At 71.0% G+C, this 6,810-nt stretch carries 2 protein-coding genes; both read left to right on the forward strand.

All coding sequences use genetic code 11. The annotated features are described in order from the left end of the window. The first annotated feature begins 57 nt into the window (after positions 1-57). Positions 58-3,294 carry a PD-(D/E)XK nuclease family protein gene (locus tag HUW62_RS15130; RefSeq protein ID WP_163868361.1) on the forward strand — a complete coding sequence of 1,079 codons (3,237 nt, stop codon included), beginning with the start codon at positions 58-60 and terminating at the stop codon, positions 3,292-3,294. Further along, positions 3,291-6,810: UvrD-helicase domain-containing protein (locus HUW62_RS15135; RefSeq protein WP_176434867.1), on the forward strand; the 3,520-nt coding region annotated here is incomplete at its 3' end. The genes HUW62_RS15130 and HUW62_RS15135, both read left to right, overlap by 4 nt.

Below are 6,810 nucleotides of genomic sequence, written 5' to 3' on the forward strand. Positions count from 1 at the left end.
GAGCGCGGAATGGAGCATGAAAGCGACCCCTCTGGTCGTTCTACACTCCGCGCATCCATGGCCCGCCCTGTTCGCACCCTCCACGTGTTCCCCGATGCCGGTCGGCGTCAGGCCGCCTTGCGGGCGGAGCGGAACGCTCGGGGCCTGGCGTTGGGGACGGACCTGCTCACCTGGGATGAGCTGCTGGGGGCCCTCGGCGGCGCTCGCGAGCTGAATCGCCGTCCCTGCCCGGCGGTGGGCGCGCGTGCGGTGCTGGCCTCGCTGGGCCCGTTGCTGGGGCCCACGCACTTCGGGGAGTACGTCCGGGAGCCGGCCTTCGCTCGCGCGGGGCTGGAGGTGGTGCTGGACCTCAAGGCGGGGCGCCTGTCTCCGCGCGAGCTGCAGGACGCGGTGGAGGTCCTCCCGCCCGAACGGCAGAAGCACGTGCGGGTGCTCGCCCGGCTGTACCACCTGTATGAGCAGAAGCTCGCCGAGCTGGGGCTCGCGGACCGCGAGGACGTGCTCCGAGGCTCACGCGAGGCACTGGGGCGCGGCGAGTGGCCCGCGAGCTGGGATGGCGTGGGCACGCTCGTCCTGCACGGCGTCTACGACGTGCGGCCCTCGGGCCTGGAGCTGTTGCTGGCGCTGGCCGCCGCGTGTGAGTCGCGGCGCGTGACGCTGCGGGTGGAGACGCCGGTGGGTGGCTCGCCGGTGGCGGACGCGGCGCTGGCCTCGCTGTTCCGGGCGTTCGAGAACCGTGGCGAGACGATGCCGCATGTGGACCTCTTCAAGGCGGACGTCACCTTCGAGGCCCGGCCCTTCATCGACCTGGGGCGCTTCGCCTTCTCGCCGCGCGCGCCGCGTGACGTGTTGAAGGACGCGAAGCTCCATCCGCGCGTGTGGAGCGCGGCCACGGCACGGGACGAGGCGCGGCTGGTGGCGCGGGACGTGCGCAGGCTCATCGCCGATGGCGCGTCACCCGCGGACATCGCCATCGCCTACCGCGAGCTGGGTCCGGAGGCCGGGTGGCTCGCGGAGTCGCTCGGAGAGCTGGGCGTGCCGGTGCGCCTGCCCTGGGGCGAGCCGCTCGCGCTGGCGGGGCCGGTGCGACTGGCGCTGGATCTGCCGCTCCTGGTGGAGGATGGCTTCCCGGCCGAGCGCGTCGCGGAGCTCGTCGGCAGTCGCTACGCCCCGACGTTGTCGCGCGGAGGCCCGGAGGCTCCCGCGAGCCTCTTCGCGCTCGCGGCCGTGCGCGATGACCGGTTGGGTGCCTTGCGCGGACGCGGTGCCTACGACGTTCGCCTGGATGGACTCGCGCGTCGACTCCAGGCGTTGCAGAGCGCGCAGAAGAAGGACGCAACCGCGCGCATCCACGCCGTGCGCCTGCTGCGCGAGCGCTGCCAGTTGTTGGTGGATTACTGCCGACGCATCCCCGAGAAGGGCACCGTCGCGGAGCTGCTGGCCACGTGGTGGTACGTAGTGGAGCGGCTGGGGTTGATGGACTCCGAGGGTGTGCTGGAGGCTCGTGAGGAAGGCGGGCTCGCGGCGCGCGCGCTGGATGCACGTGCCCGCGACGAGGCCGCGCGCGAGGCGCTCCGGCAGCGCGTCCAGGGGCTGCTGCGGACGATGAAGGCGGTGGGAGGCGGTCCGGTGCTGCGCCGTCGCACCTTCGGCCGCTGGCTGCGCGATGCGATGGCGGACGCGCACCTGCCCGCGCGGGGACCTCGCGGCGCCGCGGTGGAGGTGCTGGAGGCCGCCGGAGTCCCGGGGCGCTCGTTCCGGCACCTCTTCATCGCGGGGCTCACCGAGGGACGCTTCCCCGGACGCAACGCGCCCTCTCCGCTGCTCGGGGACGCGGAGCGGTCCGCGCTCAACCAGCACCTGGGGCGGGATGTGTTCCGGCTCACGGGCGGCGAGTTCGAGGAGCGCGCGCAGTGGCGGCTCACCGAGGACCGGCTGCTGTTCGCCAGCGCGCTCGCGGCGGCGGAGGAGACGCTGAGCCTGTCGTTCTCGATGGAGGGCTCGGGGGGGCAGGAGCAGGTGCCGTCCTCGTTCCTGGAGGAGGTGCGTCGGCTCACCGCGCTGACGTGGCAGCCGCGCTCGTTGCCGCCCATCCCTTCGCTCGACGAGGTGTTGTCCGAGTCCGAGCTGCGTCGCTGTGTCGCGCTGGAGGCCCTGTCGCCTCCCAAGCTGCGCATCACCGAGCCGGACGCCGCGGCGTCGCTGCTCAAGAATCACTTCGACAAGGAGGCCTGGTACTCGGGCGCCCGCGAGTTGTCGCTGGTGGAGGTGGAGCGGCTGTACTTCTTCGGCGACCTGAACAAGCAGCCGGGAAACTACACGGGCTCGGTGGACAGGAACACGCTGCGCGCGTCGTTGCGCGAGGCCTTCCGTTTCGACCTCACGCGGCCGTTGTCCGCGTCCGCGCTCGCGCGCTTCGGCAACTGTGGCTTCCAGGGCTTCCTCACGTACGGACTGAAGGTGCCCGAGCCGGACCGCCCGGGCGAGGAGTTCGACGCGCGAGGGCGTGGCACCTTCTGGCACCGCGTGGTCGAGGAGGTGTTCCAGGCACTCAAGGAGCACCAGCTCCTGGGCAAGGCCCCGGAGGATGTGCCGGACGAGGTGCTCGACACGGCGCTCCAGTCTGCGGTGGCGCACTTCGAGAGGTTCCACCACGTGGGGCACCCCGCGCTGTGGAAGCTGGCGCACGAGAAGGCGCGGGCGATGGCCCGTCGCATCCTGGTGGACGAGAGCCGGGGACTCCCGTTCGAGCGGATGGTGCCGGAGGGCTTCGAACTCAAGTTCGGTCCCGCTGCCCAGGATGACCGCTGGCGCAGCGTCATCCTCCCCATTGAAGGGGACGCCATCGTCTTCGAGGGGACCATCGACCGGCTCGACGTCTCGGGCTCCGAGGTGGGCGTCATCGACTACAAGTCCGGGAGCCTGGACAAGAGCGACTTGAAGAAGAAGCTGCTCACGTCGGACTTCCAGTTGCCGCTGTATCTCTTCGCGGCCCGGGAGAGCGGGCATGCGACGGCGAGCCAGGCCGCGTGGTTCTCGCTGCGCACCGGCAACACCATCCTCTTGTCGGATGTCGTCCCCGCGCAGGAATTGGAGGAGTTGCTCTCGACGGACCCAGAGGTGCGGGCGATGGTCGCGGCGAAGGAGGGGCGCAACCTGCCCAACGCGGTGGAGTCGCTGGTGAAGACGCTGCGCGCGGGCCAGTTCGCCGCGCGGCCCCAGGACTGCGGCTCGTGTGGTTTCCGCGCAGTGTGCCGCATCACGGATCGCCAGATGGCGGAGGAGGGTGGATGAGCGCGGAGCCCACCCTGCTCGCGTTGGAGCGCAACCTCGCGTTGATGGCGGGTGCTGGCGCGGGCAAGACGTACAGCCTGGTGACGATGACGCTGCACCTGTTGGCCGGTGCGCGCGAGGCGAGCGCTCCGATTCGTCCCGCGCGGCTGTGCATGTTGACCTTCACGGACAAGGCCGCGGCGGAGATGCGCTCCCGTGTGCGTCAGCGTCTGGATGGGCTGGCCCAGGGCGACGTCCCATCGGACGAGGAAAAGGATCTGCGCGCGTCGCTCGAACGGCTGGGCCGGCCCTTCCCGTTGCCCGAGGCGTGGCGGCAGCTGCGCGAGGAGCTGGGCTCGGCCACGGTGGGCACGTTCCACTCGCTCTGCGGCCAGCTGCTTCGGCGGGCCCCTCCGGCGGTGGGCATCGACCCGAGCTTCGACGTGCTGGACGAGTTGGAGGCTTCCAGTCTCGTGCGGGACGTGGTCGAGCGCGTGGTGCTGGACGCGCTGGAGGCGGGTGACGCGCAGGTGCGCGAGCTGTGTCAGGAGCTGGGCTTCTCCGACTCGGGCTTCTCCGATGGTTTGGTGGCCGCGTTGGTGTCCGTCTACGGCAAGCTGCGTGAGGAGGGGCTGAAGGCGGCCTTCGCGCCTGTCGGCGACGCGGCCGAGGCTCACGCGGAGTTCGATGACGCGGTGAACGAGTGCCTGCGGCTGTGCGCGGACGCACGCGCGCTGGATGCGAAGGGCGAGTGGGGACAGTTGGTGGGCGCGCTGGAGAAGGCACTCCATGGGCTGACGGCGGAGAACTTCCAGAAGGGTGACCGTTACCCCTGGCTGCGCGCCTGCTTCGCGACGGACACCCGCAACATCTCGAAGCTCAGCAAGGGCGCCGCCACCCCCGTGAGGGAGCTTTACTGGCGCATCTACAAGCGCAAGAGCAAGGGCAGCGAGCCGGTGCGCATGCTGGTGGATGCCTGGGCCGCGTGGCATACCGCACCCTTCGAGGCCACGTTCCGCGACCTGCTGGGCCGCGTGGAGACCCGGCACGACGCGGAGTTCTCCCGTCGCAACGTCTTCGACTTCACATCGCTCCTGGTGAAGGCCAGAGACCTGCTGCGAGATCATCCCGAGTTCCGCCGACAGGCGCAGGAGCGCGTGGGCGCGCTGATGGTGGACGAGTTCCAGGACACCAACCGCCTCCAGTTGGAGCTGGTGTTGTTGCTCGCGGAGCGGCGCGAGGAAGGCCCGCGCGCGCTGGCGCCGGACGTGGACCTGGTGTCCGCGCTGCCGCTGGAGCCCGCGTTCCTCTGCGCGGTGGGAGACCGCAAGCAGTCCATCTACGAGTTCCGTGGCGCGGATGTCTCCGTGTTCACCGTGCTCGCGCGGAAGATTGTCGACGAGGGTGGCACGCGAGGCTTCCTCCAGGACAACTACCGCTCGGTGCCGGGGCTCCTGTCCTTCTTCAATCACGCCTTCGCCGGGGTGATGGTGGCGGCGGACTCCCAGGCGCCGCGTCCGTTCGAGGTCATCTACGTCCCCGAGGAGGACGACCTGTCTCCGAAGCGTGACTCGCTCTCCGAGTCACCCGCGGTGGAGCGGCTCCACCTGGAGGAGCAGGAGACCGCGGGCGACTTGCGCTGGTTGGATGCGGACTGCGTGGCGCGACGACTGCGCATCCTGCTCGCGCCGGGCGCGGCGCCCACCGTGGAACGCGAGGATGGCGAAGGAGCACGGCCCGCGCGCGGTGGTGACGTGGCCATGCTGTTCCGGACCTTCACGCACCTGGACATCTATCGCCAGGCGCTCATCCGGCACCACGTGCCGCACCGGGTGCTGCGCGGGCGCGGCTTCTACGGCGCGCAGGAGGTGCTGGACCTGGCCTCGCTGTTGGCGCTGCTCGCGGACTCGGAGGACGCGCTCGCCTTCGCGGCCGTGCTGCGCTCACCACTGGTGGGATTGACCGACGCGTCGCTGTTCCATCTCGCCGGAGAGCAGCCGCTGTCACTCGCGTCCGCGCGCTTGACGGATGAGACGGTGCTGACGGAGCTGTCGGAGCGCGAGCGGGTGCGCCTGGCGGGGTTCCTGGCGGCGTTGCCGGTGTTGCGTCGCGAGCGGGACCGGCTGGGCGTGAGGGAGCTGCTGCTCGCGGCGCTGGACATGACGGGGTATCGCGAGGCGCTGGCGGGCTCTCCCTACGCGGAGCAGGCGAGCGCCAACGTGGAGAAGCTGTTGTCGCTGGCGTCGCGGCGGGACGAGCGTGGCACGGGCGGCTGCGTGGCCTTCGCGCGCGAGCTGCGCATGCTGGCCGAGTCCAAACCCAACGAGGCGCAGGCGGACCTGCTGGACGCGGGAGACCCTCGCGCGGTGCAGTTGCTCACCATCCATCGCGCCAAGGGGCTGGAGTGGCCCATCGTCGTGGTGCCGGCCATGGGCAGCAAGCGTCGGGGCACCTCGGCGCGCGTGCACTTCGAGCGCTCGCACGGCATCGCCCTCAAGCCGTGGGTCCCCGACTCGGTGGAGGAATACACCTCCAACCGCTTCGAGGCGGTGCGTCAGGAAATCAAGGCGCGTGAGGACGCCGAGTATCGCCGCCTGCTCTACGTGGCCCTCACACGCGCGCGCGACCTGCTGGTCCTCTCCGGCGGTGCTGAGCCTCGGTCGAGCAAGGAATCGTGGTGGCATCTCGTCGATGCCCGGCTGGAGGATGTCGCCACGCGCGAGTTGGTGGACGACGTGGACGTGGATGAGCTGCCGCCTCCTCCCGACCCGGCGCCTCCCGGGCCGGAGGCGCTCGTGCTCGCGAAGTCCCGCGTGGAGGCCGCGCTCTTGCGCGTGCGGGGTGGACTGCTTGAGCTGGGTGAGTCGCCCGCGGGAGTCTCCGCTCCGGTGAGCGCGGTGCAGGACTTCCTCGCCTGTCCGCGCCGCTTCCACTACCTGCACCGGCTGGGTCTTCGCGGCGCGCCCTGGCCGTGGGAGGTGCCCGTGCGAGAGGAGCCGCTCCTCGTCGACCCGGAAGGTTGGCTGCCAGCGAAGAGTCCCACGGAGTTGGTGCGCGAGTTGCTGCGCGGAGTGGACCTGCGGCTCGCGTCGGCGCGTGACGTGGATGCGAGCGAGCGCCGGGCCCATCTGGAGACCCTGCTTCGCGAGGCGGGCGCGCTGCCGGACGAGGAGGGCATGGAAGACGTCCTGGGCACTGTGGAGCGCTTCCTCGTCACGGACTTCGCTCGCTTGCTCGCGGAGTCGCCGTCGCGCGCGGTGCACCGGAACCTGGCCTTCTCGTTGGTGCTGGAGGACGGCGTCTGCCTGGAGGGCGTGGTGGATGTCCTGTGGGAGTCGCCACGGGGCGAGGCCGTGGTGTTGGCCTACAAGTCAGGTGGGCGACATCCGCTGGGGGCCGCGGCGTACACGCATGAGCTGGCGGCGCTGGCGTTGGCGGCTCGACGGATGGTGCGGGGGGGTGTCCCCGTCCGTGTGGGCGTCGTCTTCCTGGGCGAGGCCCGTCCGGAGCCCGAGTGGAGCATGGGTGGGGCAGGGG

The sequence above is a fragment of the Myxococcus sp. AM011 genome (assembly GCF_013372595.1).
In the GTDB taxonomy this organism is placed as follows: domain Bacteria; phylum Myxococcota; class Myxococcia; order Myxococcales; family Myxococcaceae; genus Myxococcus; species Myxococcus eversor.